27 protein-coding genes, 1 tRNA gene and 1 pseudogene are annotated in these 26,995 nt (G+C 62.1%); 21 read left to right on the top strand and 8 right to left on the bottom strand.

Features of this window, described 5'->3' with window-relative positions:
- The first annotated feature begins 43 nt into the window (after positions 1-43).
- From BGO80_RS11755 to BGO80_RS11745, 3 genes and pseudogenes are all read left to right on the top strand, one after another.
- Positions 44-589, top strand: coding sequence for an Lrp/AsnC family transcriptional regulator (locus tag BGO80_RS11755; protein WP_223214068.1), 546 nt, complete (start codon positions 44-46; stop codon positions 587-589).
- Between the two features lie 77 nt (positions 590-666).
- Entirely contained in the window at positions 667-1,839 is a 1,173-nt protein-coding gene (locus BGO80_RS11750) for a phosphoserine transaminase (RefSeq protein ID WP_126148806.1), read from the top strand.
- A 666-nt stretch (positions 1,840-2,505) separates the two neighbouring features.
- A pseudogene (locus BGO80_RS11745) lies at positions 2,506-3,935 on the top strand (IS1182 family transposase).
- Between the two features lie 207 nt (positions 3,936-4,142).
- Here the strand turns inward: BGO80_RS11745 and BGO80_RS11740 are convergent.
- Positions 4,143-4,232 (bottom strand) — tRNA-Ser (locus BGO80_RS11740).
- 235 nt (positions 4,233-4,467) lie between these two features.
- Between BGO80_RS11740 and BGO80_RS11735 the strand changes: the two genes are divergently transcribed.
- From BGO80_RS11735 to BGO80_RS11725, 3 genes are all read left to right on the top strand, one after another.
- Complete coding sequence (locus BGO80_RS11735) at positions 4,468-4,791, top strand: hypothetical protein (protein ID WP_286721621.1); 324 nt, start codon at positions 4,468-4,470, stop codon at positions 4,789-4,791.
- A 108-nt stretch (positions 4,792-4,899) separates the two neighbouring features.
- Positions 4,900-5,556 (top strand): peptide-methionine (S)-S-oxide reductase MsrA, encoded by a 657-nt coding sequence (msrA, locus tag BGO80_RS11730; protein ID WP_286721620.1) that lies wholly within the window; start codon positions 4,900-4,902, stop codon positions 5,554-5,556.
- 69 nt (positions 5,557-5,625) lie between these two features.
- Positions 5,626-6,024 (top strand): MmcQ/YjbR family DNA-binding protein, encoded by a 399-nt coding sequence (locus BGO80_RS11725; protein WP_286721619.1) that lies wholly within the window; start codon positions 5,626-5,628, stop codon positions 6,022-6,024.
- Here BGO80_RS11725 and BGO80_RS11720 read toward each other — a convergent pair.
- Positions 5,999-7,783 (bottom strand): hypothetical protein, encoded by a 1,785-nt coding sequence (locus BGO80_RS11720; RefSeq protein ID WP_286721618.1) that lies wholly within the window; start codon positions 7,781-7,783, stop codon positions 5,999-6,001. The genes BGO80_RS11725 and BGO80_RS11720 overlap by 26 nt on opposite strands.
- A 132-nt stretch (positions 7,784-7,915) precedes the next feature.
- Between BGO80_RS11720 and BGO80_RS11715 the strand changes: the two genes are divergently transcribed.
- Both BGO80_RS11715 and BGO80_RS11710 read left to right on the top strand, forming a co-directional pair.
- Entirely contained in the window at positions 7,916-8,317 is a 402-nt protein-coding gene (locus BGO80_RS11715) for a VOC family protein (protein WP_286721617.1), read from the top strand.
- A 57-nt stretch (positions 8,318-8,374) separates the two neighbouring features.
- Entirely contained in the window at positions 8,375-9,421 is a 1,047-nt protein-coding gene (locus BGO80_RS11710; RefSeq protein ID WP_286721616.1) for a GGDEF domain-containing protein, read from the top strand.
- A 10-nt stretch (positions 9,422-9,431) separates the two neighbouring features.
- Here BGO80_RS11710 and BGO80_RS11705 read toward each other — a convergent pair whose 3' ends face one another.
- On the bottom strand, positions 9,432-10,151 hold the full coding sequence (locus BGO80_RS11705; RefSeq protein ID WP_286721615.1) for a TetR family transcriptional regulator C-terminal domain-containing protein: 720 nt from the start codon (positions 10,149-10,151) through the stop codon (positions 9,432-9,434).
- A 126-nt stretch (positions 10,152-10,277) separates the two neighbouring features.
- Between BGO80_RS11705 and aptA the strand changes: the two genes are divergently transcribed.
- From aptA to BGO80_RS11660, 9 genes are all read left to right on the top strand, one after another.
- The gene (gene aptA / locus BGO80_RS11700) at positions 10,278-11,606 is read left to right on the top strand and encodes an omega-aminotransferase AptA (RefSeq protein WP_502686557.1); all 1,329 of its coding nucleotides are present in this window, start codon (positions 10,278-10,280) and stop codon (positions 11,604-11,606) included.
- Positions 11,606-13,102 carry a CoA-acylating methylmalonate-semialdehyde dehydrogenase gene (locus tag BGO80_RS11695; protein WP_286721614.1) on the top strand — a complete coding sequence of 499 codons (1,497 nt, stop codon included), beginning with the start codon at positions 11,606-11,608 and terminating at the stop codon, positions 13,100-13,102. The genes aptA and BGO80_RS11695 overlap by 1 nt, the downstream gene beginning before the upstream one ends.
- A 157-nt stretch (positions 13,103-13,259) precedes the next feature.
- Positions 13,260-14,510, top strand: a complete 1,251-nt coding sequence (locus BGO80_RS11690) for a Zn-dependent hydrolase (protein WP_286721613.1) — start codon at positions 13,260-13,262, stop codon at positions 14,508-14,510.
- Between the two features lie 88 nt (positions 14,511-14,598).
- Complete coding sequence (locus BGO80_RS11685; RefSeq protein ID WP_286721612.1) at positions 14,599-15,093, top strand: endonuclease domain-containing protein; 495 nt, start codon at positions 14,599-14,601, stop codon at positions 15,091-15,093.
- Positions 15,090-16,541, top strand: coding sequence for a dihydropyrimidinase (gene hydA / locus BGO80_RS11680; protein WP_286721611.1), 1,452 nt, complete (start codon positions 15,090-15,092; stop codon positions 16,539-16,541). Before BGO80_RS11685 ends, hydA begins: the two co-directional genes overlap by 4 nt.
- 195 nt (positions 16,542-16,736) lie before the next feature.
- Positions 16,737-17,573 (top strand): ABC transporter ATP-binding protein, encoded by an 837-nt coding sequence (locus BGO80_RS11675; RefSeq protein WP_223214065.1) that lies wholly within the window; start codon positions 16,737-16,739, stop codon positions 17,571-17,573.
- A 148-nt stretch (positions 17,574-17,721) separates the two neighbouring features.
- Positions 17,722-18,588 (top strand): ABC transporter permease, encoded by an 867-nt coding sequence (locus BGO80_RS11670; protein WP_286721610.1) that lies wholly within the window; start codon positions 17,722-17,724, stop codon positions 18,586-18,588.
- The gene (locus BGO80_RS11665) at positions 18,585-19,691 is read left to right on the top strand and encodes an ABC transporter permease (protein ID WP_286721609.1); all 1,107 of its coding nucleotides are present in this window, start codon (positions 18,585-18,587) and stop codon (positions 19,689-19,691) included. The genes BGO80_RS11670 and BGO80_RS11665 overlap by 4 nt, the downstream gene beginning before the upstream one ends.
- 18 nt (positions 19,692-19,709) lie before the next feature.
- Positions 19,710-20,690: an ABC transporter substrate-binding protein gene (locus BGO80_RS11660; protein WP_126148792.1), complete on the top strand. Its 981-nt coding sequence runs from the start codon at positions 19,710-19,712 to the stop codon at positions 20,688-20,690.
- Positions 20,691-20,803: 113 nt separating this feature from the next.
- Here the strand turns inward: BGO80_RS11660 and BGO80_RS11655 are convergent, their stop codons facing one another.
- The 5 genes from BGO80_RS11655 to BGO80_RS11635 all read right to left on the bottom strand — a co-directional run bounded on the left by BGO80_RS11655 (position 20,804) and on the right by BGO80_RS11635 (position 23,604).
- On the bottom strand, positions 20,804-21,010 hold the full coding sequence (locus tag BGO80_RS11655; RefSeq protein WP_126148791.1) for a hypothetical protein: 207 nt from the start codon (positions 21,008-21,010) through the stop codon (positions 20,804-20,806).
- The gene (locus tag BGO80_RS11650) at positions 20,997-21,146 is read right to left on the bottom strand and encodes a hypothetical protein (protein WP_164550195.1); all 150 of its coding nucleotides are present in this window, start codon (positions 21,144-21,146) and stop codon (positions 20,997-20,999) included. Before BGO80_RS11650 ends, BGO80_RS11655 begins: the two co-directional genes overlap by 14 nt.
- Positions 21,147-21,208: 62 nt before the next feature.
- A complete protein-coding gene (gene phnN / locus BGO80_RS11645; protein ID WP_164550194.1) occupies positions 21,209-21,775 on the bottom strand; it encodes a phosphonate metabolism protein/1,5-bisphosphokinase (PRPP-forming) PhnN in 567 nt (188 codons plus the stop codon).
- Positions 21,772-22,908 carry an alpha-D-ribose 1-methylphosphonate 5-triphosphate diphosphatase gene (locus tag BGO80_RS11640; protein ID WP_286721608.1) on the bottom strand — a complete coding sequence of 379 codons (1,137 nt, stop codon included), beginning with the start codon at positions 22,906-22,908 and terminating at the stop codon, positions 21,772-21,774. Before BGO80_RS11640 ends, phnN begins: the two co-directional genes overlap by 4 nt.
- A 6-nt stretch (positions 22,909-22,914) precedes the next feature.
- A complete protein-coding gene (locus BGO80_RS11635) occupies positions 22,915-23,604 on the bottom strand; it encodes a DUF1045 domain-containing protein (protein WP_286721607.1) in 690 nt (229 codons plus the stop codon).
- 122 nt (positions 23,605-23,726) lie between these two features.
- On the opposite strand from BGO80_RS11635, the gene BGO80_RS11630 reads away from it, so the two are divergent.
- From BGO80_RS11630 to BGO80_RS11615, 4 genes are all read left to right on the top strand, one after another.
- The gene (locus BGO80_RS11630) at positions 23,727-24,983 is read left to right on the top strand and encodes a glycerate kinase type-2 family protein (protein ID WP_286721606.1); all 1,257 of its coding nucleotides are present in this window, start codon (positions 23,727-23,729) and stop codon (positions 24,981-24,983) included.
- Between the two features lie 58 nt (positions 24,984-25,041).
- Complete coding sequence (locus BGO80_RS11625) at positions 25,042-25,404, top strand: VOC family protein (RefSeq protein ID WP_286721605.1); 363 nt, start codon at positions 25,042-25,044, stop codon at positions 25,402-25,404.
- Between the two features lie 85 nt (positions 25,405-25,489).
- Positions 25,490-26,428, top strand: a complete 939-nt coding sequence (locus tag BGO80_RS11620; protein ID WP_286721604.1) for a Gfo/Idh/MocA family protein — start codon at positions 25,490-25,492, stop codon at positions 26,426-26,428.
- Between the two features lie 97 nt (positions 26,429-26,525).
- The gene (locus BGO80_RS11615) at positions 26,526-26,978 is read left to right on the top strand and encodes a hemerythrin domain-containing protein (RefSeq protein ID WP_126148784.1); all 453 of its coding nucleotides are present in this window, start codon (positions 26,526-26,528) and stop codon (positions 26,976-26,978) included.
- Positions 26,979-26,995 lie beyond the last annotated feature (17 nt).

The raw sequence follows: 26,995 nt of genomic DNA, 5'->3' as shown, positions 1-26,995 counted from the left end.
ATTTCCATTGACACTACGGCGGCAATCTAGCCGAGTGCGAGAGATGATTTGGGGCGAAGCGCCCACGCTGACCGAGGAAATGATGCGCAATCTCAACAGTAAAAGCCGAGTTTCGGCGGGCGCGGAAGGGGCAAATCTGGACTCCTTCGATCGCGCCATTCTCAACGTGGTGCAGGAGAATAACCAACTCACATCTTCTGAAATCGGGGATAGAGTCGGGCTGTCGTCAACCGCCTGCCTCCGCCGGCTATCCCGCCTGCGCCAGACAGGCATCATCAAGGCCGATGTGGCGATCGTGGACCCTGCAGTTGGTGGGGCGCGCGTAACACTGATCGTTCAGGTGTCGCTGGAACGCGAACAGGCAAGCCTTCTTGAGCAGTTCAAAAAAACAATGATTGCTCAGCCCGAAGTGGTCCAATGCTACTATGTCACCGGCGCCCACGACTTCGTGCTTATCGTCAATGTGCGCGATATGGCCGGCTATGATGAGTTCACCCAGGAGCATTTCTTCAACAATCCCAACGTGCGGCAGTTTTCGACCTCCGTGGTCATGCGGGAGGTCAAATTCTCGACGCGCATCATGCTTTAGTCTACATAATTTTGTATTTGTTGATCATTAAAAACAAATCTGCAAAGCTTAGGCGAATTGCATCGATGAGCTGAGTAATGTCCAGAGCAGAGCCCAAGACCCGTCCGTCCGACCCCAGGTTCTCCTCAGGCCCTGCCGCAAAGCGCCCCGGATGGTCGGCAAAATCGCTTGAGCTGCCATCGCTGGGCCGCTCTCACAGAGCGCCTCTCGCCCGCGGTCGAATTGCCCATGCGATCGAATTGACGCGCACCTTGCTCGAGATCCCCGCAGATTATCGCATTGCCATTGTCCCGGGTTCGGATACTGGCGCTGTCGAGATGGCCATGTGGTCGCTCCTCGGACCCCGGGGTGTTGATGTCCTGGCCTGGGAGCATTTTGGCGGCCTCTGGATAAAGGATATTGTCGACCAGCTCCGACTTGAGGATGTGCGTGTGCTCGTGGGGGCCGGCGACATTCGACACAGGCTCACCATGGTCGACTGGCAGCGAGACGTGGTGTTCACCTGGAACGGCACGGCAACCGGAACCTGCGTACCAGGGGCCGACTGGATCGAGTATGACCGGCAGGGCCTTGCGATCTGCGATGCGACCTCAGCAATCTTCGGCGAGCCAATTCCCGTCAGCAAGCTCGATGTCATCGCATTCTCGTGGCAAAAATGCCTTGGCGGCGAGGCGGCGCACGGCGTGCTTGTCTTAAGTCCAAAAGCGGTGGAGCGCCTGCTCAGCTACACTCCGCCCTGGCCAATGCCAAAACTTTTCCGCATGAAAGACAGCGCTGGGCTGCTGCCCGGCCTGTTCTCCGGCAATACCATCAACACGGTCTCACTCCTTTGCGTTGAAGACGCCATCGACAGCATGGAATGGGCTATTTCCATTGGCGGCCTGAGCGCGCTTCACCAAAGAGTGCGCGACAATTACCAGGTCGTCGCCGATTGGGTCGCGGCGAGCCCGTGGGCGGACTTCCTTGAAGCGGTCGAGCCCTGCCGTTCCCGCACGTCGGTGTGCCTGCGCATTTCCGACCCAAAAATCGCCGGCCTCGATGTAGCCGGACAGCATAGGTTTACGTCCGAAATTGCCCAGCGACTGGACAATATGGGGGCCGCCTTTGACATTTCGGGCTTTCGCACCGCGCCGCCAAGCCTCAGAATATGGTGCGGCCCAACCGTAGAAACCAATAATCTGAAAGCACTTATGCCTTGGCTAGACTGGGCATTCGCGGAGCAGGAACTGCATCTGCATCAACATTCATAAACTGGCGTGATAGGTTTTAATCGCGCATGCAAACTGCGCGAACAGTCGGCGTAATAATGGATCGAGTTTCATCGCCAACGCCCAAAGCGCATGGATATTCTGAAATTGTCCTGACGGCGTTTTAAAAATTACGTCTCTTAGTGCCACCTGTAGTGCCTGGGTTGGATATCGACAACCCGCTACCGAGTATGGATGTCATTTCGTCCAGTTCACAGCCGTTCGTCTTAACCTCAAGAACTACGGCGGGCAGGCGATCGTTGCCGGACCGCCCCTGTTTGACTATCTCTCTCGCGCGCTGAAGCTGCCTTAGCTGGCGATGGCCTAATTGCTTTCGAGCAGATACACGCCACTTTCAGTTGAGTCTCGGCGCAGACGTGCCTTGATCGCAACGTACCCTAATGGCGCAGGTAGGCATCTACTGGATATTGGCCTTGTCGCCTGTCACCTCCATGCCAACTTCACTGACAAAAAGTCTAGTGCCCGTCTCTGGACCTTGTTGAGGTTGGATAAACGGCTGGTATGATGTGCATCGATGCTGTTTCTCGAGCACCTGAGAACGGCCGCTTTGGACGCTTCTTGAGTCAACTCCGGATGACCGCAATGGGGTGGAAGCTGTGTGAAAACTCCTGATTATGGTATGATCTGACACTGCTTCGGAGGTGCCAGATGGGACGTTTCGTTGAAGTTGCTGAACGTGATCAGGTGAGCTTTTTGCCGGCGCGCCTTGAGGATTATGTGGATGCGGACAAACCGGTCCGCATTATCGATGCCTTTGTCGACGAGCTCGATCTGGCCGAACTTGGCTTCGCGCGTGTGCAGCCGGCAGCCACGGACCGACCCGGCTACGCGCCAGGCACCATGCTCAAGCTCTATGTCTATGGATATCTTCACCAGCTAACTTCGAGCCGGAAGCTGAAGCGTGAGGCCGGTCGCAATATCGAGCTGACGTGGCTGACGTACCCGACTTCAAGACCATTGCCGACTTCCGCCGTGACAATGCTGGTGCGATCCAGATCGCGTGTCAGCGCTTTGTTGCCATCTGTCGTGCCCTTGGCCTGGTCGGTGGCGGCATGGTTGCGATTGATGGCTCACGCCTGCGCGCGGTGAACACGCACGAGAAAAACTACACCAAGGGCAAGCTGGCGCGGCGCAGGGCTCATGTTGAGGAGAGCATCGCGCGCTATCTGGCCGAGCTCGAGCAAGCCGACAGTGCAGAAACCGGACCGGCCACACCGCGGATCGAGCACCTGACCGAGCGACTGGCATCACTGCGCGGTCGCCTTGGCGAACTCGAGGCGATTGGCCGGCAGCTGGAAGCCTCTCCAGACGGACAGCTCTCGCTCACCGATCCAGATGCCCGCGCCATGGCAACCGGCCGCGACCATCGCGGCGTCGTCGGCTATAATGTGCAGGCGGCCGTCGATACCGAACACCATATTGTGGTGGCCAATGCTGTGACCAACCGGGGTCATGACCGCTCTCACCTGCTGGAGATGGCCAAGACGGCCCAGGCCGAGATCGGCGCTGCCCAAATGATCGCCCTTGCTGATCGCGGCTACTATGAGGGCGAGCAGATCCGCTCCTGCGCGCAAGCCGGCATCGTTCCCATGGTGCCCAAGCCCAATACATCACCGGCTCAGGCGCACGGCTTCTGGGGCAAGACCACCTTCGTTTATCAGCCTGAGGCCGACGCCTATCGTTGCCCTGTCGGCGAACAGCTTCAGAAGCGCCATACTACGGTTGAGGCTGGCAAGCTCATCAACGTCTATTACAACCAGAAGGCCTGCAGTGCCTGCCCATCGCGCCCGCTCTGCACGTCCGGCAAGGAAAAGCGCATCCGACGATGGGAGCATGAGGCGGTGCTCGATGAGATGGAGCGCAGGTTCGAGGCCATGCCAGACGCGATGGCGGTCCGCCGCTGCACCGTCGAGCATGTCTTCGGGACCATAAAAGGCTGGATGGGTGCCACCCACTTCCGAACGAGGGGCCTCAAGAACGTTGCCACCGAAGCCAGCCTGGTGATCCTGGCCTATAACATCAAGCGCGCCGTAGCGGTCGCCGGCGTGGCCTCAACCCTCAAGGCAATAACAGGGTGAACGGAGCCCAACCTGCGCCATCGCAATCAAGCTGAGCCATCATGTGCGCCGAGTTCTCACACAGCCTCGCGCACTTAGCCGCCATGACCGTCTCCGACTCCAGAGCCAAGGGGCCGGAGACGGAACGACACGTGCATGATGCATATGTACAATTCCCGAAGATTCTCCGGGAGTCTAAGTCGTTGAAAATACGCGCTTTAAGAGGACTGGCGGAGAGAAAGGGATTCGAACCCTTGAGACGGTTCCCCGCCTACACACTTTCCAGGCGTGCGCCTTCGACCACTCGGCCATCTCTCCGCTGTGCTCGTATTCCACTCTGGACAGAGGATGGCCTGTTCGGCCGGTGCGAGCGAGGCGCAATATACTCATCGGCGATGCATGTGCAAGCGATGAGTTCGCCTAGCGCACGATTGTTTTAACCCGTCGCTGCCATCTTGTGATCTGTGGCGCCAGCGTGCAACAAGGGCGATGGCGTTCCAGAAAAAGCCGGCCAGCGGCGGACCGGTTTGTTCAGTGGGCACGGGAATGGCGCATGCGGCTGGTTTTGAGAATTCTGGGCACCTGGCTGATTGGCCTGGCGCTTATCCTGCTTGTGGTGGACGGCACCAAGTCGCTGGCCGCCAACCACATCGTCTTCACCTCGCTGAGCCAGGCCTGGATGCAGGTGCATGCCGATAGCCTCGGGGCGGTGCGCGCCTTTTTCGACAGCCGCTTCTTCGCGGACCTGCTCGACACCGCGCTCAACAGCGTTCTGACCTATCCCGCCTTCGCCGTCATCGGTGTGCCGGGGATCCTGCTGGCGCTGCTCGGGCGCCGTAAGCGCAGCGAGCGTTTTTTGCGCCAGGAGCAGATCTAGCCCGCGGTGCAGGCACCGCCGCTCGCCATCGCAGTGAACACAAGCGCAGGAGCCATGTTGCGGCGGCGCTGGTGCGTGCCCATATTATGCTGCGAAAAGGAGACACAGATGTTCTTCCGCACCAAATCCTCGACCATCCCCACCGCTGCCGAAGCCCTGCCGGGCCGGTCGCAGCCGCTCGAGATCGCCGCCAACCATGTGGTCAATGGCGTCCCGCTCAAAGGCCCCTATCCCGAGGGTACCGAGACCATTTATTTCGGACTGGGCTGTTTCTGGGGCGCAGAACGGCTGTTCTGGCAATTGCCTGGCGTTGTCGTGACTGCCGTGGGCTATCAGGGCGGCTCGACGCCCAATCCCAGCTATGAGGAAGTGTGTTCCGGCCAGACCGGACATACGGAAATCGTCAAGGTGGTCTACGACCCCAAGGTGATCTCGCTCGACAAGCTGCTCAAGACCTTCTGGGAAGAGCATGACCCGACCCAGGGCATGCGCCAGGGCAATGATGTGGGCACGCAATATCGCTCGGCCATCTATACCACGACGCCGGAGCAGGCCGAGGTGGTGGCGCGCAGCCGCGCCACGTATCAGGAGGCATTGCGCGCCCGGGGGCTGGCCAATATCACCACCGAGATCGCGCCGGCAGGTCCGTTCTTCTATGCCGAGACCTATCACCAGCAATATCTCTATAAGAACCCCAATGGCTATTGCGGGCTGGCCGGGACCGGGGTGTCCTGCCCGATTGGGCTCGGCGTCGCCGCCGAGTAGCTGAGGGAAACGGTTTATCATCGCAACGCTCCGGCCTCGGGCCGGGGCGTTCTTTATTTGGGGGCCGTCGTGACAACAGACTTTACAGCGATCATGCATCGGCCAGCATTCGAAGCCTATGTGCTGAGCCTGCCGGCGGCGACATTGGTGCGGCAATGGCGCGACGACTCGGTGGCCAAGGTGGGCGGCAAGATTTTCTGCCTGCTTGATGGCGATCCCGGCGAAATCTGGCTGAAAGTCTCGCCGATGAGCTACGCATTGATGACCGAGATGGACGGCATTCGCCCGGCACCCTATTTCGCCCGCGCCGGCTGGGTGGCGATCGGGCCGGACAGTGCGCTGAGCGAGGACGAAATCCGCGCCTATATTGTCGCTGCCCACGGGCTTATCGCGGCCAAGCTGCCGCGCAAGCTGCGCACTGCCCTGGGACTGGACCAGGCGCTTATGGCAGGATCGCATAAACCCTGAGCGGGCCCTCGAGCGACACATCCACCAGCCATTCGGGCAGGTCGCCGTCCCGCAGCAGGTCGACCAGGGCCGGCTTTGCGCGGTCTGCCTGTCCCGCCATCTCCGGCATGGTCGGGCAGGTGACGAGCAAGCCGAGGCCGCGCTCGGCGGCAATCGCCTTGGCGCCATCCACCGGGCCATTGAAGAAGGCGAAGGTGTCGAGCACACCCTGCTGGTTGCGGTGATAGGGCGCCGACACCACGGCATGATCGGTTTCGAGCAGCATATGGGCGCCCAGATCGATTGGGGTCATGATCCGCTCGGGCGGCAAAGGCGCGAGATCGACGAAAGCCGATGCGGCGAGGCAGGCGCGCTTATTGCCATCGTTTTGCGGAATGCCCGCGACGACGCCGGGAAAGGCATTGCTCGTGACCACCACCAGAATGGCGATGATGACCCCGGAAAAGGCCAGCCAGCTGCCCAGGAGGCCGAGCGCCGGCAGAACCGATGGGCGCGCCAGATAGGCGCGGCGCACCGATACGATGAGCCAGGCGGCAGCCGGCATGGCCGGGATGACGGCGAGGCGCGCGCCCCGGATCTGGGCCAGCATGACAATGTTGAGCAGCAGGAGGAAGACCAGCAGGGTCAGCCATTGCTGGCGCTTTCCTGGCTCTCGCCAGAAGGCGATTGCAGCGATAACCAGCGCCAACAGGGCAGGAATGCCCACTGACAAGGCATAGCCGGGCATTTCGCGCAACGCCACGTGCCAGGTCTTGGCCTCGCTGATGGCACCGAGCCAATGCGTCTGTAGCCAGGGGTCGAGCTGGCCATAGGGCCCGGCAAGGCATTGCGGATAGACCAGGGCGACGATGGAAGCGGCAGCCAGACCCAGGACGGCCAGGAGACCGAGCCTTTGCCAGGCGGCTCGCGGCGTAGGTAGGGCAGCGACCACGATATAGGCGGCGCCGATGGCGAAACCGGCCAGCAGATAGACCGGCGAGATCATGTCACAGGCCGCTTCCAGCCAGCGGCTGGGCGGACGAACAATGGCGAGATTGGCCCACATGCCAACGGCGAAGGCGGCACCGAAGAGACCCAAAGTGCGTTTGTGGACGGGGTCGAAGACGTAGAACAACCCGATCGCCAACACGGCGGCAATCACCACCGGCAATGACTCCACCGCAACCCCCATGCCGGTGGCGATGACCAGGCCGGCGCCGATGGCAAATCGCGGCCGGCGCAGGGATACGAGCACCGTCCAGAGCGCCGCGAGTGTAAGCAGGATGATGACATTGTGGTGGTCGACGCGGCCGGGATTGAACTCGGCCAGGATGGCCGGGCTCAGCACCGGCAGCACCAGGGCCGGCAGCAGGCCGTCGCGTCCGACGATTTCAAGCGCGATGCGGGCCGAGAGCCAGAGCACTACGGCCAGGAGCGCCAGAGGCCAGATCGTGCCCGCCAGCAGCATGGCATTGGCCTGGGTGGTTATCAGCGAGAACAACGCCACCATGGCCGCCAACGGTACATCGATCAGCCGTGACCAGTGGATTTCGGCGCCATAGGGGATGTTGAGGCGGTGCTGCACCAGGTCGTACCAGCCCTGGCCCGCGAGCAGATCGCGGACCACCACCATGCGCATGGCATCATCGGTGTCAGCAAAGAGCGGCCCCTCGCCGCGAGAGTAGACACGCAGCATCAAGGTTGCCACCGAGACCGCCCAGATGGCGAGCAGCCAGAGCCAGTCCTGGCGCCTGAGGGCGGGAGCATGCTGATCGGGCACGGTGATCTTTCCTTGGCGATGATTGGATCGACCATGGCCAGTGCAGGGTTAAGACCAGGTAGCGAAAGGCGGGCGGCGAACGCGAAACCAGAGTAAGCTCAACTGCACGGCTGGCCGGCAGAGGAGCAAAACATGGCATCTTCCACTCAAATTGGTCCCATCGGACAGATTGCGCGCACGGTGCGCGACATCGAGGCCTCGCTTGCATGGTACAGAGACAGGCTCGGCTTGGCCCTATTGTACAAGTTTGACGGCATGGCCTTTTTCGATGCCGGCGGCATCAGGCTTTATCTGCAGCAGGGCACCGAGGCCGGGGCAGAATCCATTCTCTATTTCAGGGTCGAGGATATCGTGGCCAGCCACGCGGCTCTGGTGCAAAATGGCATAGACTTCCTGCGCGAGCCGCACCGTGTGCACCGGCACGAGGACGGTACGGAAGAATGGATGGCCTTTTTCGCCGATCCCGATGGTCGACCCCTGGCGCTGATGTCGGCACGCCGAATGACCGATACCGAGAAGCTGGACGGCCGCTAACCGGTTACGAACCATTGTCGGGCCAGAGTGGTGGCGGACGCGGACCACCACTCGAAAATGACACCCACACCCCGCTTCAGCGCGATACATGCCGATGACGGTCGAGCGCTTGCGCCCATACGCTTTCTGGTGCTGGGCGCCTTTCTGAGCGCCATCCTCGCCGTCATCGTGCTCTTTGCCTCGGTATTGCATGTCATGTCGACCACCGACGCGATATCGATGGAAGAAGAGCGCAATCGCGCGGTGCATGTAGCCGATATTCTCCCGCATATCCCGGACGACGAAATGGACCAGGCCGTGGCTGAGTTGGGCCTGGTCGCCGGCCTCGATACCCTGCGCATTGTCGCCACGCCCCCAGATGGCGTACGTATGCAGTCGATCCCGCTGCTGGGTGGCCCAAGAGGTGGCATGTTCCTCGCCTGGCATGCAGCAAGCCCGGGCACCCAGTTGCTGACTGCGCATGCGCCCACCCGCGTACCGCTCATCCTGCTGTTCATCGGCGGTGTCCTGGGATGTCTGCTCGCCATGTTGCGGCATGTGCGGCTGCTCGAGAAACAGCGCCTTCATGCCGAGGAACAGGCAAAGAGCGACCACCTGACCCGGCTGCCCAACCGCGTGGCGCTTGATGCCGAACTCTCGCGCCTGGCGGAGGCCAATGAGCCGTTCTCGCTGTTCGCACTGGATCTCGACCGCTTCAAACCGATCAACGACATGTTCGGCCACCACATGGGCGATCAGGCGCTGATCGAGGTCAGCCAACGCCTGATGGCCGGCATGCGAGAGGGCGAAATGCTGGCCCGTGTGGGCGGTGACGAGTTCGTTGCGGTGGTGCGGCGCGGTCAGCGTCGCGACAATCTCAGTGCCCTGGCAGAGGCCTGGATTGCCAATGTGGGCATGCCGCTGCAATCGGTCGGCCGTAATGTCTCGGTCGGTGTCAGCATCGGTATCGTGGAGAATGGCCTGGCCCAGCCGCCGGTCACCCTGCTGAAGCAAGCCGACAGGGCACTTTACGAGGCCAAGCGCGGCGATGGCGGTGGCTATCGCTTCAGCGGCAGCAATAGGCCACCACCCAGCAGCCCGCTCGATACGCCACGCGCCGCCTGAGACGTTCAGCCTAGCGGTTGCGCGGTGTCAGCCCATGGAGATAGAGCTGTTCGAGGGTGCGAGCGGCATCTTCGAAGCGCCCTTCGCCATTGCGACCCGGACCAAGCACGGCACGCACCTGCACGTCGAAATCGGCGTAATGCTGGGTAGTGGCCCAGATGGAAAAGATCAGGTGGTAGGGATCGGTACGGGCGATCTTGCCTTCGTCCATCCACCCCATAAGAAGCCTTGCCTTTTCATCGACCAGGCCCTTGAGATCGACCTCGATCATTTCGCTGATGCGCGGGGCGCCCTGCAGCATCTCATTGGCGAAGAGCCGGCTTTCCCGCGGGAAGTCGCGCGCCATTTCTAGCTTGCGGCGAATGTAGGAGCGAATTTCGGAGAAGGGATCGCCGTTTTCGTCCATCTCGCGCAACGGCGCCAGCCAGGTGTCGAGCAAGGCGGCGATCAGGCGGCGATGGATCTCTTCCTTTTTGGGAAAATAGTAGAGCAGGTTGGGTTTGCTCATCCCCGCCACTTCGGCGATCTGGTCGATGGTCGCGCCGCGAAAGCCGTGCACAGAGAAGACCTCCAGCGCCGCCTCGAGAATGATGTCCTGCTTTTCCTTCTGGATGCGCGTCAGCGGCCGCGGCTTGGTCGGCGAATGTGCGGCGGCTTTCGCATCGGCCTTGTGCTGACGCCTCGACACCGGTGTTGGATGCTCCGCAGCTTTCAGCTTTTTAGAGGTCATTTTCGCCTTGCGGGAATGTGTAGGGATGCTAACATTTTTCCAACTGGTCAAAATTTCTTGGGTTCAGGTCCTTCCGTCAAGACCCAAAAAGAAAAACCGGTCCACTTCATTGGGAGCGAGAGTTTCGTGTCCACTTCATCCGCCGTTGCGCCAAACGATCTGAGCGCGTTCTGGATGCCGTTTACGGCGAACCGGCAGTTCAAAAAATCCCCGCGCATGTTCGTGGCCGCCAAGGACATGCATTACACCACCTCCGACGGCCGCCAGGTGCTCGATGGCACGGCGGGCCTCTGGTGCGTCAATGCCGGTCACGCGCGGCCCAAGATCGTGGAAGCCATCGGCAAGCAGGCCGCAGAGCTCGACTACGCACCCGCTTTCCAGATGGGCCACCCCAAGGCGTTCGAGCTCGCCAATCGCATCGTTGATATTGCCCCCGACGGGCTCGACCATGTGCTGTTCACCAATTCCGGCTCTGAATCCGTGGAAACCGCCCTCAAGGTGGCGCTGGCCTATCACCGCGCCAAGGGCGATGGCAGCCGCTTCCGCCTGATCGGGCGCGAGCGCGGCTATCACGGCGTCAATTTCGGCGGCATCTCGGTGGGTGGCATCGTCTCCAACCGCAAGATGTTCGGTACCCTGCTGACCGGCGTCGACCACCTGCCGCATACCCATAACCTCTCCAAGAACGCCTTCTCGCGCGGCGAGCCGGCCAATGGCGTGGAACTGGCGGACGAACTCGAGCGCATTGTCACCCTGCATGACGCCTCTACCATCGCCGCGGTCATCGTCGAGCCGGTAGCAGGCTCCACCGGCGTCTTGATCCCGCCGCCGGGATACCTCAAGCGCCTGCGTGAAATCACCAAGAAGCACGGTATCCTGCTGATCTTTGACGAGGTGATCACCGGATATGGCCGCCTCGGAACGCCGTTCGGCGCCGACTATTTCGATGTCGTTCCCGATATCATGGTCACGGCCAAGGGTCTGACCAATGGCGTCATTCCCATGGGCGCGGTGCTGGTCTCGGCCGAGATCCACGACGCGTTCATGACCGGGCCGGAGCATCTCATCGAGTTTTTCCACGGCTATACCTATTCGGGGAACCCGATTGCCTCGGCGGCAGGCCTCGCCACGCTTGAAACCTATAAGGAAGAGGGTCTGCTGACGCGCGGAGCCGAGCTTGCCAAAGTGTGGGAAGATGCGCTGCATTCGCTCAAGGGCGAGCCGCATGTCATCGACATCCGCAATATCGGCCTTGTCGGCGCCATCGAGCTCGAACCCATTGCCGGACAGCCGACCAAGCGCGCCTTTTCGGCTTTCCTCAACGCCTTCGAGCAGGGCTATCTGATCCGCACCACCGGCGACATCATCGCCCTCTCCCCGCCCTTGATCATTTCGGAGAGCCAGATCGGCGAACTGATCGACGCGGTGCGCAAGGCCCTGAGGAGCATTGACTGATGCAGATCATCGAAAACGCCGTTGCCGGCAAGCGCTATGTGTCGTCCTCGACCCGCCGGGTGCCGGTGTTCAACCCGGCCACTGGCGAGCAGAGCGCGGAATTGCCGCTCTCGACCCTGGATGAGCTGAACGCGGCCGTCGAAAACGCCAAGAAGGCGCAAATCGCCTGGGGCAATACCCCGCCGATGAAGCGCGCTCGCGTCATGTTCAAGTTCAAGGCATTGCTCGATCAATATGCCGACGATCTCGCCCGCGAGATTTCCAAGGAACATGGCAAGGTGCATGACGACGCGCTGGGCGAAGTGGCCCGTGGCATCGACTGCGTCGATTTTGCCTGCGGCATCCCGCATCTGCTCAAGGGCGAGTTCTCCCGCAATGTCGGGCCGAGCATCGATTCCTATTCCGATCGCCAGCCGCTGGGCGTCGTTGCTGGCATCACCCCGTTCAACTTCCCGGCCATGGTGCCGATGTGGATGTATCCGGCCGCTATTGCCTGCGGCAATGCCTTCATTTTGAAGCCCTCCGAGCGCGATCCGTCGGCACCGATGCTGGCCTGGAACCTGTTCATGGAAGCCGGCCTGCCCGAGGGCATTCTCAATGTCGTCCATGGCGACAAAGAGATGGTCGACGGCATTCTCGACCACCCCGACATCAAGGCCGTCAGCTTTGTCGGTTCGACCCCGATTGCCGAATATGTCTACCAGCGCGGCACCAAGGCCGGTAAGCGGGTTCAGGCGCTTGGCGGCGCCAAGAACCACATGATCATCATGCCCGATGCCGATCTCGACCAGGCAGCCGACGCGCTGATGGGCGCGGGTTATGGTTCGGCCGGCGAGCGCTGCATGGCGATCTCGGTGGCCGTGCCGGTGGGCAAGGACACCGCCGACGCGCTTGTCGCAAAACTCAAGCCACGCGTCGAAAGCCTCAAGATCGGCCCGGCCACCGACAAGGATGCCGAAATGGGTCCGGTCGTGACCAAGATGCATCGCGACAAGATTGTTGGATATATCGATTCCGGGGTCGGGCAGGGTGCAAAGCTCGTCGTCGATGGCCGTGGTTTCAAGCTTCAGGGCTATGAGAACGGCTATTATGTCGGCGGCACGCTGTTCGACAATGTCGAGCCGGAGATGAAAATCTACAAGGAAGAGATTTTCGGACCGGTGCTGTCAGTGGTGCGCCGCGACAGCTTCCAGGACGCGGTCGATTTGATCCATGGGCATGAATATGCCAATGGCACCGCCATTTTCACCCGCGACGGCGACGCCGCCCGCGAATTTGCCGACAAGATCGAAGTGGGCATGGTTGGCATCAACGTGCCGATCCCTGTGCCGGTGGCCTATCATAGCTTCGGCGGCTGGAAGCGCTCGCTGTTCGGCGATCACTCGATTTATGGGCCCGAAGGTATCCACTTTTATACGCGGCTCAAGACTGTCACCACGCGCTGGCCCGCCGGGATCAAGGGCGGCGCCGAATTCAGCTTCCCGAGCGTGAAGTAGGCAATATGGTCAGCGTCGAACATGCATCGCTGACACCATTGCCTCACTCCTTTGGGAGCGGGCTCTGCCCGCTCTCTCTTTCATCCTCCCGGCCCTGCCATGCGCATCACCGCGATGGCGGGGCTTTTTGTTTCGACCTATCTCACGAGCACACAACATGACCTCTCCCGGCGAGAACCTTCGGATCAATGGCGATCGGCTCTGGGAGAGCCTGATGGAGATGGCCCAGGTTGGGCCCGGCATTGCCGGGGGCAATAATCGCCAGACGCTGACCGATGCAGACAAGCAGGGGCGCGAGCTGTTCCAGGCCTGGTGCGAAGCGGCGGGACTGACCATGGGCGTCGACAAGATGGGCACCATGTTCATGACCCGCCCCGGCACTGATCCCGACGCGCTGCCTGTTTATGTCGGCAGCCATCTCGATACCCAACCGACTGGCGGCAAATATGACGGCGTTCTAGGCGTCTTGGCGGGGCTTGAAGTGGTGCGCTCGCTCAACGATCTCAACATCAAGACCAAGCACCCCATCGTCGTCACCAATTGGGCCAATGAAGAAGGGGCGCGCTTTGCCCCGGCCATGCTGGCCTCCGGCGTCTTCGCCGGGGTGCATAGCCTCGACTACGCCTATGGCCGCAAAGACCAGGAGGGTCTGAGCTATGGCGAGGAACTCAAGCGTATCGGCTGGCTGGGCGATGAAGAAGTGGGCGCGCGAAAGATGCATGCCTATCTCGAATATCACATCGAACAGGGCCCCATTCTCGAAGCCGAGAACAAGCAGATCGGCGTGGTCACCCACGGTCAGGGCCTGTGGTGGCTCGAATTCACGCTGACCGGCAAGGAGGCCCATACCGGCTCGACGCCGATGGCCATGCGCGTCAATGCCGGGCTGGCCATGGCGCGCATTTTCGAGGCGGTGCAGACCATCGCCATGTCCGAACAGCCCGGCGCGGTGGCGGGCACCGGACAGGTGAGGTTCTCGCCCAATTCACGCAACGTGTTGCCAGGGACGGTTGTATTTACCGTCGATCTGCGCACGCCCGATCAGAACAAGCTCGACCGCATGCGTGCCGAAATCGAAAAGCGGGCGGCCGAGATCTGCGCCGAGATGGGCGTGGGCTGCGCTGTCGAGGCAGTGGGCCATTTCGACCCGGTCACCTTCGACCCCACCCTCGTTGCCCGGGTCCGCTCTGCTGCCGAAAAGCTCGGCTACAGCCATATGGACATCATCTCTGGGGCCGGCCATGACGCCTGCTGGACCAACAAAATTGCCCCCTCGGTGATGATCATGTGTCCCTGCGTCGGCGGCCTCAGCCACAACGAAGCCGAGGAAATCTCCAAGGACTGGGCCGCGGCGGGCGCGGATGTGCTGTTCCACGCGGTGCTGGAGACAGCGGAGATCGTGGAGTGAGATGCATGCCTTTCTCACGGGGCTGCGCGCCACCTTTTCCACGAAAGGGAGAAGAACGGAACCGGTGTTGCGGCGAGGGAGCGTCTCCGTGACGACACGCCCCCGTCAATTGCGTCGCAATGCCTCCATCGCCGAAAATCGGCTTTGGTATGTGCTCCGCAATCGCGGGCTGAAAGGGTTGAAATTCGTGCGGCAGATGCCAATCGGCCCCTACATAGTGGACTTCGCCTGCAGGGAGGCCGCCTTGATTGTCGAACTCGACGGCAATCAGCATGCTGAGAATGTCGCGGACGAGAAGCGAACTGCGCTCCTCAATGCTGACGGCTATTCCGTGTTGCGCTTCTGGAATCATGAGGTTCTCAGCCATCGCGAAACGGTCTGCGAGCTGATCATGGAAGTGATCGAGGGCTCCCCCTCACCCGACCTCTCCCCAAGTGGGAGAGGAATAAGAGGCGCCCGTGCAGCTGACGGCGCCAAATTTCTCCATCAGGCACGATCCGGTCTTCTCCCTCTCGGGGAGAAGGTGGCTCGCCCGCAGGGCGAGACGGATGAGGGGGCCTCTAATACAGGGAACGTACAATGAGCAAGGTCATCAAGAACGGTACCGTCGTCACCGCCGATCTGTCCTATAAGGCTGATGTCAAAATTGAGGGCGATGTGATCGTCGAGATCGGGCAGGATCTGTCCGGCGACGAGGTGCTGGACGCCACGGGCTGCTACATCATGCCGGGTGGGATCGATCCACATACCCATCTCGAAATGCCGTTCATGGGCACTTATTCGGCCGACGACTTCGAGAGCGGCACGCGGGCCGGACTGGCGGGCGGCACCACCATGGTGGTGGATTTCTGCCTGCCCAATCCGGACCAGAGCCTGCTCGAAGCGCTGAAAATGTGGGACAACAAGACCGGCAAGGCCAGCGCCGATTACTCCTTCCACATGGCCATCACCTGGTGGGGCGAACAGGTCTTCAACGAAATGGCCGAAGTGGTGGATCGGGGGATCACCAGCTTCAAGCATTTCATGGCCTATAAGGGCAGCCTGATGGTCAATGACGACGAGATGTTCGCGTCATTCCAGCGCTGCGCCGCGCTTGGCGCCTTGCCGCTCGTCCATGCCGAGAATGGCGATGTGGTCGCGGCCATGACCGCCAAGCTCCTCGCCGAAGGCAATAATGGGCCGGAAGGCCACGCCTATTCGCGCCCGCCCGAGGTCGAGGGCGAGGCCACCAATCGCGCCATCATGATCGCCGATATGGCGGGCGTACCGCTCTATGTCGTGCACACCTCCTGCGAGCAGGCGCATGAAGCCATCCGCCGCGCTCGGGCCAAGGGCATGCGGGTTTATGGCGAGCCGCTGATCCAGCATCTGACGCTGGACGAGAGCGAATATTTCAATCCCGACTGGGACCATGCGGCGCGCCGGGTGATGTCGCCACCCTTCCGCAACAAGCAGCATCAGGACTCGCTCTGGGCCGGGTTACAGTCCGGCTCGCTGTCCTGCGTCGCCACCGACCATTGCGCCTTTACCAGCGAGCAGAAGCGTAACGGTATCGGCAATTTTGCCAAGATTCCGAACGGCACGGGCGGGCTCGAAGACCGATTGCCGGTGCTCTGGACCGCGGGCGTCAATACCGGCCGTCTCACGCCCAACGAGTTCGTGGCCGTGACTTCGACCAATATCGCCAAGATCCTCAACATGTATCCTAAGAAGGGTGCGGTGCTGGTGGGCGCCGATGCCGACCTCATCGTCTGGGACCCCAAGCGCAAGAAGACCATCAGCGCCAAGAGCCAGCAATCGGTGATCGACTACAATGTATTCGAAGGCTTCGAGGTGACGGGCCTGCCCCGTTACGTGCTGAGCCGCGGCAAGGTGTCTATCGTCGAAGACGAGATCAAGGCCGAGCCGGGCCATGGCAAGTTCGTGGCGCGCGAAGCGAAGAACCCTGTGAACAGGGCCCTCAGCCAGTGGAAAGAGATCGTGGCGCCGCGCAAGGTGGAACGCAGCGGCATTCCGGCAACTGGGGTCTAGTTGTCGGCAGGCTGATGAAAAACAAGGCACAGGCCGAAGGGCGCGGGAGAAAAAGGGAAATCTCCCCCGCATTTCCGGAGAACGGCATGGGTCTTGCACTGAAAGATGCAAAGGGCGCCGCCGGCGCGTCCACCGGGAAAGATCGCATTTGCAGCGGTCTCTTCTGGCCGCAGAAGAGTTAGAGGGGTCGAACTTTTGTCCGAAACGTCGTCCAATTTTGCAGCGGGAGGCTCGGCAGGGACGGCCGTCCCCGTCGTCCGCGCCGAACATCTTGGCCTCACCTTTCCGGCCGGCGACGGCGATGTGGTGGCGCTGAGCGACGTCAATCTCACCATCAACAAAGGCGATTTCGTTTCCTTCATCGGCCCTTCGGGCTGCGGCAAGACCACCTTCCTGCGCACCATCGCGGATCTGGAAAAGCCGACCTCTGGCACGCTCAGCATCAACGGCATGACTGCCGAGGAGGCGCGCAAGGCGCGCGCCTATGGCTATGTGTTCCAGGCCGCCGCGCTCTATCCATGGCGGACGATTGAGAAGAACGTGGCGCTGCCGCTTGAGATCATGGGCTATTCGGCGGCCCAGCAGGCCGAGCGCGTCAAGCGCACCATGGACCTGGTGAACCTCGCCGGTTTCGAGAAGAAATATCCCTGGCAATTGTCGGGCGGCATGCAACAGCGTGCCTCGATTGCCCGCGCCCTCTCCTTCGACGCCGACCTGCTGCTGATGGACGAGCCGTTCGGGGCGCTGGACGAGATCGTGCGCGACCATCTCAATTCCGAATTGCTGAAACTCTGGGGACGCACACAAAAAACCATCTGCTTTGTGACACATTCCATTCCCGAGGCAGTCTATCTTTCGACAAAGATCGTGGTGATGTCGCCGCGCCCTGGCCGGGTGACCGATGTCATCGAGAGCAGCTTGCCGCGCGAGCGCCCGCTGGACATTCGCGAGACGCCGGAATTTCTCGAAATTGCCGCACGGGTGCGCGACGGCCTCAGGGCTGGGCACAGCTATGATGAGGAGCATGTGTGATGGGGGCGAGACTTCGTCATGAAGGCCCCCACCCAGCCTCCCCCGGAAGGCGGGGGAGGAGCTTGCCGGTTTTCGGGAAGGTATCGAGGCATACTCGATGCACCCCTCCCCCTTCTCTAGGGGGAGGTTGGGTGGGGGTGTTCAACCCATGACCCGCATCATCCCCGTTCTCACCGTTCTCGCTGCCATTATCCTCTTCTGGTATGCCATGGCGATCCACATGAATGCGCCCTGGCAGAATACGCTCAACGCCCGAGCTGGCCTCGAAAACGTCCCCTTCTCTGACTTTGCGCAGCAGACCTGGTCGCAGGACAAGCCGGTGCTTCCGGCGCCACACCAGGTGATTTCCGAAATCTGGAATGCCACGGTGGCGCTCGACATCAATTCCAAGCGCTCACTGGCCTATCATGGCTGGATCACGCTGTCGGCGACGCTGCTCGGCTTCGCGCTGGGCACGGCGCTGGGCGTATTGTTGGCGGTAGCCATCATCCACAACGATGCCTCGGACCGCTCGCTTATGCCCTGGATCATTGCCAGCCAGACCATTCCCATTCTTGCCGTGGCGCCTATGGTGGTGGTGGGACTGGGCGCGGTGGGGCTGACCGGGCTAGTGCCGAAATCGCTGATCTCGATGTATCTCAGCTTTTTCCCGGTCGTTGTCGGCATGGTCAAGGGCCTGCGCTCGCCCGAAAGCATCCAGCTCGATCTGATGCGCACCTATGATGCCAATGGCTGGCAAACCTTCTGGAAGCTGCGCTGGCCGGCAGCCATGCCGTTTCTCTTCGCCTCGATGAAGGTGGGCATCGCCATTTCGCTGATCGGGGCGGTGGTGGCCGAGCTTTCCAATGCCTCTGGCGGCGGGCTCGGCGTGCGCCTTCTCACCGGCTCCTATAATGGCCAGACCATCCAGATCTGGGCGGCACTGTTCATTGCGGCCGGGCTGGCGGCGGTGCTGGTGGCCATTGTCGGCGGTGCCGAGCGCTATGTGAATGCGCGGATGGGGGTGCGGGCATGAGGCACAAACTCACTTCCCTACAACTCTATCTGGCATTGGTCGCTGGTGGCTGCGGCGTTTTCGGCGTCCTTGCCACCCTGCCGACGCTGGGCAGTGCACCGCTGCTGCAAGTGTTTTTCACCTTCGCGGCCCTGTCGCTTCTGCGCTTCGTGCTGCCCTGGCGGTTCTGGCTCGATGGTTTCATGGCGGCGCTGGGCGCCTGGGCGCTCATCGCCTCGCTGCCCGCTGGCACCATGCCGGTCCATTATTGGCTGGCGCTGATTGCGGCCTGGGGCTTTGCCTGGCTGTTCGTCGAGCGGCTTTCAGCTCAAATTCGCGAGGGCAAGTTGCCCGAGACTGGTATAGGTCTCATCATCCCCATCACCTTCGGACTTGCCTTGCTGGTGATGTGGGAAGTGGTGACGCGCGGCGCCAATGTGCCGGCCGTGCTGTTGCCGCCGCCATCAGCCATCGGGGCGCGGCTGGCCGCGGAAACCGGCATTTTGTGGGCCGATTTCGTCCAGACTTTCATCAAGTCGGTGCTGCCTGGCTATGCCATTGGGTGTCTGGCGGGCCTCGTTGCGGCGATTCTCGTTGACCGCTCGCCCTTCCTCAAGGCCGGGATCATGCCGATCGGCAATTTCATGTCGGCACTGCCGATCATCGGCATCGCCCCCATCATGGTGATGTGGTTTGGCTTCGACTGGCAGTCCAAAGCGGCCGTCGTCGTGGCCATGACCTTTTTCCCCATGCTGGTGAACACCGTGGCCGGGCTCAATGCCGCCTCGGTGATGGAGCGCGACCTGATGCGCACCTATGCCGCTTCCTATTGGCAGACGTTGTTCAAGCTGCGTCTGCCCGCTGCCGCGCCGTTTATCTTCAACGCCCTCAAGATCAACTCGACTCTGGCCTTGATCGGCGCAATCGTAGCGGAATTCTTCGGGACGCCCGTTGTGGGAATGGGCTTCCGGATATCGACCGGGGTGGGGCGTCTCGCCATCGACCTGGTTTGGGCGGAGATCGCTGTTGCGGCGGTCGCGGGGTCCGCCTTCTACGGGGTGATCGCCCTCATCGAAAGGGGCGTCACCTTCTGGCATCCGTCTGTCCGTGGTGGACGGGCGTAAAGGGAAAAGGGAACGACAATGAAGAAACTGATCACAGGGTTGATGGCCGGCACGTTGCTCCTCAGCGGCGCTGCCAGCGCACTGGCTGCCGATGCGCTGACGCTGCAGCTCAAATGGGTGACCCAGGCGCAGTTCGCCGGCTATCTCGTCGCCGAAGCCAAGGGCTTTTACGATGAGGAAGACCTCGACATCACCATCCTGCCGGGCGGCCCCAATATCGCCCCCGAACAGGTGATCGCCGGCGGTGGCGCCGACATCATCGTCACCTGGATGGCGGCCGGCATGGCAGCCCGCGAAAGCGGCGTGCCGCTGGTCAACATCGCCCAGCCCTTCAAGCGCTCGGGTCTGATGATGATCTGCCCGACCGAAACAGGCATCAAGTCGGAAGCCGATTTCCCGGGCCACACGCTGGGCGTCTGGTTCTTCGGCAATGAATATCCGTTCTTTGCCTGGATGAACAAGCTGGGCCTCAAGACCGATGGCTCGGAAGGCGGCGTCACCGTGCTGCAGCAGAGCTTTGACATCCAGCCGATGATCCAGGGCCAGGCGGACTGTATCTCGGTGATGACCTATAACGAATATGGCCAGGCACTCGACGCGGGCTATGGTCCGGACAATCTCACCATCTTCAACTATACCGAAATGGGCAATGACCTGCTCGAAGACGGTCTCTATGTGATGGAAGACAGCCTCAAGGACCCGGCCAAGGTCGATGCCTATACCCGTTTCGTACGCGCCTCGATGAAGGGCTGGGCCTATGCGCTCGAAAACCCCGATGAAGCCGCAGAAATCGTGGTCGAGGCCGACGATACCGGCGCCGCCGAACTGGCGCACCAGCGCTATATGGTGGGCGAGGTCTCCAAGCTCGTCGATGCCGACGATGCTGCACTCGACATGGCCACCTATGACCGCACTGTGAAGGCCCTGCTGGACCAGAGCATCATCAAGGCCAACCCTGAAGGCGCCTATACCACTGTTGTCACCGACGGCCTGAAGTAAGCGCTGCCAAAAACCCCGACAGGGGACCTAAAACACCAGCGGGCGGGGAGGAAACCCCGCCCGTTTCCATTTGGGCCCATGTCTGGCGCTATGCCCACGCGGCCAAACCCACATCAGTCGTCATTGGTGGCGTTGAGTTCAGACGGCCGCTTGCCCTCCGAGACCGTCACCGGCGCACTAAGGGTGGTTTCGACGGCTTCTGCCAAGGCCATGACGTCGATCCGGGACGCACCCGCCTGCGCCTGGCGATCGATTTCCTCGCTCAGTGCCTGGCGAATGATGTCGAGGCGGGCGGGGTCATTGGGATTAACCGTTTCCATCGATCGAGACCCCCTGCTCATCGACACGGATCTCAACGCCCGGGCGGGCCTGCTGCTGCTGGTAGCTGTAAATGCCGAAGCCGACGATGGCGATCAACAGGATCGCGATCACTGCATAAAGACCGTTACGGGACATAAAAACTCCTGACGCTGGTTTGACGCTGGTCGAGATGACCAACGCGCGGCCGGCGAAAGGGTTCAATCCTGGGCGATGGCGCGCAGGGCCATAACCAGAGCGGTGACCCCGATAGCGACGGAGCTGGAATTGTCGATGACGATTGGACTGACATCGGCGGGCATTGCGGCGCCTTCGCGGGCGAGGCGGGCGGCAATCTGGTCCCGGTTTTCGCGCCCACGCCGCGCCAGGCGTTCGGCGCGCAGCGATATCTCGGCCGAAATCTGCACCACACGGCACATTGGATAGCGCGCGATGGCGGCCGGAATGACGTGGCGGGAAATATTGGCGATTACCACCCGGCCCAGGGTCAGGTCGGTATCGACTGACATGGGCAGGGCATAATTGAGACCATGGGCATCCCAGCACAGCGCGAAACGACCCGAGGCCTTGCCGAGGGCAAATTCCACGGGGTCGATGCTGATATGATCCTCAAGGTCGACATCGGTCGGCCGGGTAACCAGGCGCCGGACGAAACTGAAGCGCTTGTCGCCATCGAGCGCGTGGCGGGCACCCGTGATCAGCGTATCCTTACCGACCCCAGAAGGGCCGACAATCAGAACCAGAACCCCCGGCGGTCTTTCGCTCAACTGACCCGCTGCCCTTCCCGCCACACGCCGCGCACCACCGGCAGCGGCCCCTGCTCCAAGACCCGCACCAGATCGGCCCGCTTGCCCAGGGCGATCTCGCCACGGTCGGTCAGGCCGGCGGCGCGCGCCGGATTAGACGTCACGGTAGCCAAGGCCTGCGGCAGGTCAAGGCCCTCGACACGCTTTGGCATGAGGAAGACGGCTTGCAGTAGCGCAAAGGGGACGTAGTCGGAGCTCAGAATATCGAGAAGGCCGGCAGCGACGAGGTCGGTGGCCGAGATATTGCCCGAGTGCGACCGCCCACGCACCACATTGGGGGCGCCCATGAGAATGGCGAGTCCCGCATCGTGGGCGGCCGAGGCCGCTTCGAGCGTAGTGGGAAATTCGGCAATGGCAACGCCGTCCTCAGCCGCTTCCTCGACATGAGCGAGGGTGGCGTCGTCATGGCTGGCGAGGGCCAGACCAAGCTCGTGGGCGCGGGCAACAATGGCCTTGCGATTGGCGTTCGAATACTGATCGTGCTCGGCCTGGCGGGCGTTGAGATAGGCCTGCAATTCCGCGTCGGTGCGACCCATCTGCTTGGCATAGAAGCGCTTGTAGTCTTCGAGCGAGCGGAACTGGCGCTGTCCGGGCGTGTGGTCCATGACCGAGGCCAGGCGGGTCGAGGGATGGTTGGCCAGCGCGTCGAAATGGGCGACGACGTCGTGGCTGGGCAATTCGCAGCGGAGATGGATGAAATGCTCCGCACGGGTCCAGCCGCCCGCGACGCCGGCGCGGATGGCGTCAACGAGCTTTTTGGCATGGTCGAGCATGTCGGGCAGATCATTGTCCGAACCGATACGCACCGCGTCGAAGACCGTGGTGATGCCGGAGCCGGCCACTTGTGCATCATGAGCATGCAGGGCCGCCAGCGGGTCCCAGAACACACCCGGGCGCGGGCGGTAGTGGTTCTCGAGATGGTCGGTGTGCAGTTCCACGAGTCCGGGAATGACATAGTCCCCACCCATATCCTCGCCGGTGCGGGACACGCCGGAGTCGATGGCGCTGATCTGCCCCTTGTCGATCACGAGGTTCCCCTCAACGATCTCGTCGGCGAGCACGATGCGGGCGTTGGTGAGGATGGTTTGCGACACTTGTAATCAGGCTCCGAGGCGGAAATCGTCGAGACGGCGGAAGGGGCGCCCACTATCGGGCTCATGGTAGACGACCAGACGGTCAATGGTGACGGCATCGCCGAGAAGCGGGCCAAACCAGGTATTGGCTGCGGCAGACAGATCGTGGTGATCATCCTCGGCGAGCCGGTCGGTGAGGGTCATGTGGAAGCGGAATTGGTCGAAGACATAGGGGTAGCCATAGGCTTCGAGCAACTCCTCCTGGTGTGGGCTGAGGCCAGCGGCGCGACGGGCAGCCTTGTCCCGGTCTGAAAGCGGCGCGCGGAAAGGGTCGAATGTTTCCACGACGTCGGCGGCAAAATCCTGCAGGGTCTCGTTTTCGGTTTCGGGCACCAGCGCCAGAAAACCATGTAGTGAGGCGAGACGCAGGCGGCCAATGGAGAACGCAGACTGTCGAGCGGCGAAATCGGCGAGCGCTGTGCGCAGGCCTTCGGCGGTTTCGCCATCGGCCAAAGCCATGGGCGGCTTGATGGTGGCGTGAAAGCCATAACGGCTGGCCGACTGGGTGAGATTGAGCAACCGCGTGCGCTCGATGCCGGCGACGGCACCCTCGAAGAATTCGCCACTGGCCGAATCGCGGCCCAGCCAGGCGCTCGCCCGGTCCCAGAGCCCGCTGGTCGTATCAGGGGCATAGTAGATGGCGAATCTCTGCGTCATGGGCACTCCTTGGCTTGCCGCTAGTGGACTTATGTGACGAGGGTTTGACAAGCCGCAATGGCTGGACAAATGCAGGTGGGGTGGCCAAAAGGGTCGCCGCAATCTCCCCGAGGGCAAGACGGATGATGGATCGCGCGCCGCTGCACAAGCTGTTTGTTGAGGCCGTCGCCAAGGCGCAGCCGGCGCTGGCGGTCGAGCGGCACCTGCCCGAGCCCCCGATGGGCCGTACCATCGTCATCGGCGCCGGCAAGGCCTCGGCACAGATGGCGCGCGCCTTCGAACAGGCCTGGCCGGGCGCGATCGAAGGCCTGATCGTCACCCGCTATGGCTATGGCGAGGCTTGCCAGCGGATCGAGGTGGTCGAAGCCGCTCATCCCGTGCCTGATGCCGCCGGGTGTGCAGCGGCTGAACGGCTCAAGGCGCTGGTGAGCGGGCTCACTGAAGACGATCTGGTGGTGGCGCTGATCTCGGGCGGAGGGTCGTCACTGCTGCCGGCACCCGCCCGTGGCCTGACGCTGGAGGACGAGCAGGCGGTCAATCGGGCACTGCTCGCGTCCGGCGCCCCGATCGGGGTGATGAACCTTATTCGCAACCAGTTTTCGACCATCAAGGGCGGGCGACTGGCGGCATTGGCGGCGCCGGCGCGGGTGGTAACGCTGGTGGTGTCCGATGTGCCCGGCGACGATCCGGCATTGGTCGCGTCCGGCCCGACCCTGCCACTCCGCGGTGGGCGCGCTGAGGCTCGCCGCCTTGCCGCGCTCTACGGGCTTGAGCTGCCCGAGGCTGCTGCGCGGCTCCTGGCCAGCGAAGAGAATTTGCCCCCCGAGGCCAGCGACCCGGTATTCGCCCGCAACAGTGTCGCCACCATTGCCTCGGCGGCGCTGTCGCTGGAAGCAGCGGCGGCGATGGCGCGCGCCCATGGGGTCGAGGCGGCTATTTTGTCCGACGCAATCGAGGGCGAAGCGCGCGACGTGGCGCAGGTGCATGCCGCCATCGCCCGCGAAATCGTCCAGCGCAATCGCCCCTTCCCCAGGCCGGTGGTGCTGCTATCGGGCGGGGAGACGACGGTGACGTTGCGCGGAAGCGGGCGCGGAGGGCGCAACGGCGAGTTCCTGCTGGCGCTGGCCATCGCTCTGGACGGCGTCGAAGGGGTCACGGCACTGGCCGGGGACACAGATGGCATCGACGGGTCCGAGGACAATGCTGGTGCCTATGTCGATGGCACCTCGGCGCAGCGGCTGCGTGAGGCAGGAATCGACCCGCTGGCCGCGCTGGCCGACAACGATGCCTATGGCGCGTTCGAGGCGATTGGCGATCTGTTGATGACCGGCCCGACCGGCACCAATGTCAACGACTTCCGGGCGATCCTCATCCGCTGAATTGTCCGATGCTCCCGCCCGGATCGTGTCATAGTGCGGTCCTCAACGGGAGGCCGGCATGGCGACGGTGACGGGGATTGGCGGCTTTTTCTTTCGGGCGCGGGACAAGGCGGCACTGGCTGACTGGTACGAGACGCATCTGGGCGTGAGCGAGCTTTTTACCCAGGAGGCGGGACTGACGGTCTTCGCGCCGTTCAAGCAAGACACCGACTATTTTCCCGCTGAAAAGCAATGGATGATCAATTTCCGTGTCGATGATCTCGACGCCATGATGGCGCAGCTGCGTTCTGCCGGCATCGCTGTCGAGACCCGGCCTGAGGAATGGGACAGCGCCGAAACAGGCCGCTTCGCACGCATCCATGACCCCGAGGGCAACCAGATCGAGCTGTGGCAGCCAGCAGCCAACGGCGCAGCCGCATAAAAATCATACTTATCCCCGTTTGAGGCCTTGGCAGAGTGGGGCAAGACCTGCTCTATAGCACCGCCTCAAACGTGGGAGTTCCGGCATGGCCAAGCGCAAAATCGCGGTAATCGGCGTGGGCAAGATTGCCCAGGATCAGCATTTGCCGGTGATCGATGCGTCTGATGATTTCGAGCTGGCTGCGACCGTGTCGACGCGCGGCGTCGGCCATGGCGGCGTGCCGGTGTTCAAGACGCCGGGCGAGCTCTATGCCGCCATGCCCGAGATCGGACTCGTCTCCATCTGCACACCGCCTGGCGTGCGCCATGCCTATGTCCGCGAAGCGCTAGCCGCAGGCAAGGATGTGATGATGGAAAAGCCGCCCACCACGACAATTTCGGAACTGGACGATCTGATCGCCGAGGCAGCGAAGCGTGGTCGGGTGCTGTTCCAGACCTGGCACAGTCAGTACAACGCGGCCGTTGACCGGACCAAGTCGATCCTTGCCGAGGAAGGGGTCAAGTCGGCCCGTATCGACTGGCGCGAGAGCGTGCGCAAATGGCATCCGGGCCAGGACTGGGTGTGGGAGCCGGGTGGGTTCGGTGTCTGCGATCCGGGGATCAATGCCTTTTCCATCTTCACCAAGGTGATGCCGTTCCCGGTCTTCGTCGAGAGCGCTGCGCTCACCTTCCCGGCCAACAAGCAGACCCCCGTGGATGTCGATATCCGCTTCAAGTCTGCCGAGGCGCACAAGCCCGATTTGAGCTGCGGCTTCAACTGGCTGGAAGAAAGCGGAGAAATCTGGACCATTCGCTTCGAGACCAACAAGGGCAACGAGATCAAGCTCGAGCATGGTGGGCGCAAGCTGAGCATCAATGGCGAACTGGTGCTAGAGCATGGTGACCGCGAATATGCCGGTATTTACGAGCGGTTCGCCAGCCTGCTCAATGCGCATCAAAGTGATGTCGATGCCGCCCCGCTGCGGCTGATGAGCGATGTGTTCCTGATGGGCGCCCGAGCAAACGGCCCGGAGTTTCACTGGTAGGCACAGCCGCTCGGTCTTGACTTAGGTCAAGGCCAGCTTCGCCAAACGCGTCTAAATCTGCACCATGCCGGCCTCTGGCCGCGGGTGGAGACTTCCTATGCTGGACAAATTGGCCAGGACGCGCCTCGGCGCCGTTGACCAGAACCATGCGGCTGAGCTCGAACTCTGCCGTGTGCTCGAAGAGATTGCCGACGCCCTGCCGGACGAGGTCGATGCGGCGCTGTGCATCGACGCCGCCAAGGGCCTCGAAACGGTGATGGCGGCCAGCGCCAAGAGCTATCGCGAGCAACTGGAACCCGCCATGGAAGCCAATGGCGGCCTGCATCTGCTCGACCTCAATGCCATGCTGGCGCGCCTGCGGCGTGAAAGCCAGCTCGACATTGATCATGCGGAGGAATTGCAGGAGCTGCTGAGTGCAGCGGCGCAGCGGCGGCAGCCGGTTTCCGCCGAGGCACTGGGCTATATGCTGCGCGGATTTTTTGACAGCCGCCGGCGGCGCATCGCGCTGGAGCAGGAACTGCTTGCCGCCCTGCGGCTGGAGGCGACCTGATCAGTTTCAGCTGGGGC

Origin of the sequence: Devosia sp. 63-57 (assembly GCF_001899045.1) — a bacterium.
GTDB lineage: Bacteria > Pseudomonadota > Alphaproteobacteria > Rhizobiales > Devosiaceae > Devosia > Devosia equisanguinis.
Note: the sequence above shows the minus strand (reverse complement) of the source record. Positions and strands in the feature narration are given on the sequence as shown.

What these genes read in the sequence shown, in the direction of transcription:
- BGO80_RS11755 (WP_223214068.1), top strand. Translation starts at nt 44, where the DNA reads ATGATTTGGGGCGAAGCGCCCACGCTGACCGAGGAAATGATGCGCAAT.
- BGO80_RS11750 (WP_126148806.1), top strand. Translation starts at nt 667, where the DNA reads ATGTCCAGAGCAGAGCCCAAGACCCGTCCGTCCGACCCCAGGTTCTCC.
- BGO80_RS11735 (WP_286721621.1), top strand. Translation starts at nt 4,468, where the DNA reads ATGCGGCTGGTTTTGAGAATTCTGGGCACCTGGCTGATTGGCCTGGCG.
- msrA (WP_286721620.1), top strand. Translation starts at nt 4,900, where the DNA reads ATGTTCTTCCGCACCAAATCCTCGACCATCCCCACCGCTGCCGAAGCC.
- BGO80_RS11715 (WP_286721617.1), top strand. Translation starts at nt 7,916, where the DNA reads ATGGCATCTTCCACTCAAATTGGTCCCATCGGACAGATTGCGCGCACG.
- BGO80_RS11710 (WP_286721616.1), top strand. Translation starts at nt 8,375, where the DNA reads ATGACACCCACACCCCGCTTCAGCGCGATACATGCCGATGACGGTCGA.
- BGO80_RS11705 (WP_286721615.1), bottom strand. Translation starts at nt 10,151, where the DNA reads ATGACCTCTAAAAAGCTGAAAGCTGCGGAGCATCCAACACCGGTGTCG.
- BGO80_RS11695 (WP_286721614.1), top strand. Translation starts at nt 11,606, where the DNA reads ATGCAGATCATCGAAAACGCCGTTGCCGGCAAGCGCTATGTGTCGTCC.
- BGO80_RS11690 (WP_286721613.1), top strand. Translation starts at nt 13,260, where the DNA reads ATGACCTCTCCCGGCGAGAACCTTCGGATCAATGGCGATCGGCTCTGG.
- hydA (WP_286721611.1), top strand. Translation starts at nt 15,090, where the DNA reads ATGAGCAAGGTCATCAAGAACGGTACCGTCGTCACCGCCGATCTGTCC.
- BGO80_RS11670 (WP_286721610.1), top strand. Translation starts at nt 17,722, where the DNA reads ATGACCCGCATCATCCCCGTTCTCACCGTTCTCGCTGCCATTATCCTC.
- BGO80_RS11665 (WP_286721609.1), top strand. Translation starts at nt 18,585, where the DNA reads ATGAGGCACAAACTCACTTCCCTACAACTCTATCTGGCATTGGTCGCT.
- BGO80_RS11660 (WP_126148792.1), top strand. Translation starts at nt 19,710, where the DNA reads ATGAAGAAACTGATCACAGGGTTGATGGCCGGCACGTTGCTCCTCAGC.
- BGO80_RS11655 (WP_126148791.1), bottom strand. Translation starts at nt 21,010, where the DNA reads ATGGAAACGGTTAATCCCAATGACCCCGCCCGCCTCGACATCATTCGC.
- BGO80_RS11650 (WP_164550195.1), bottom strand. Translation starts at nt 21,146, where the DNA reads ATGTCCCGTAACGGTCTTTATGCAGTGATCGCGATCCTGTTGATCGCC.
- BGO80_RS11635 (WP_286721607.1), bottom strand. Translation starts at nt 23,604, where the DNA reads ATGACGCAGAGATTCGCCATCTACTATGCCCCTGATACGACCAGCGGG.
- BGO80_RS11630 (WP_286721606.1), top strand. Translation starts at nt 23,727, where the DNA reads ATGATGGATCGCGCGCCGCTGCACAAGCTGTTTGTTGAGGCCGTCGCC.
- BGO80_RS11625 (WP_286721605.1), top strand. Translation starts at nt 25,042, where the DNA reads ATGGCGACGGTGACGGGGATTGGCGGCTTTTTCTTTCGGGCGCGGGAC.
- BGO80_RS11620 (WP_286721604.1), top strand. Translation starts at nt 25,490, where the DNA reads ATGGCCAAGCGCAAAATCGCGGTAATCGGCGTGGGCAAGATTGCCCAG.
- BGO80_RS11615 (WP_126148784.1), top strand. Translation starts at nt 26,526, where the DNA reads ATGCTGGACAAATTGGCCAGGACGCGCCTCGGCGCCGTTGACCAGAAC.